Genomic DNA, 417 nt, shown 5'->3' with positions numbered 1-417 from the left:
CTTTCACTGTCCAGTCCAGACTGACATTATTGCGTATAGCTTCTGTTAAAACGACTGCCAGTTCCCTTAGTTTTTCTTTCTCCATTAACTCGCGTGCGCTGTCGTTATCTGCAACAGCAGAATAGAAGGCGTATTCGTAAGTGCTAAGGTTCAGTTGGCTTGCAAGGCTGTCTGATTCCTGAATAGTTTTAGCAAGCTTGATCAGTTCATCAATCACCTCCGCAGCGGTCAGTACCTTGTTCTGGTAGCCGTTGATCGCAGAGGTCAGCATATCAATCAGTTTTTTACCCTGAGTGATACTTTGGTTCGAGCGAACCTTGATCTCATCAGAAAGCAGCTTTTTAAGCGTTTCCAGAGCAATATTTCTGTGCTGATAATCCTTCATTTCCTGGAGGAACTCATCAGAGAGTACAGAGA

At 44.1% G+C, this 417-nt stretch carries 1 protein-coding gene; it reads right to left on the bottom strand.

The window, feature by feature from the left end:
* A partial coding sequence (locus AC0DBE_RS21645) for a type I restriction enzyme endonuclease domain-containing protein (protein ID WP_472963759.1) occupies window positions 1-385 on the bottom strand: 385 nt, incomplete at its 3' end.
* Window positions 386-417 lie beyond the last annotated feature (32 nt).

The organism is Bacillus sp. VA15 (genome assembly GCF_055721145.1).
The sequence above is the reverse complement of the archived record's forward strand: the minus strand, read 5'-3'. Positions and strand labels throughout refer to the sequence as shown.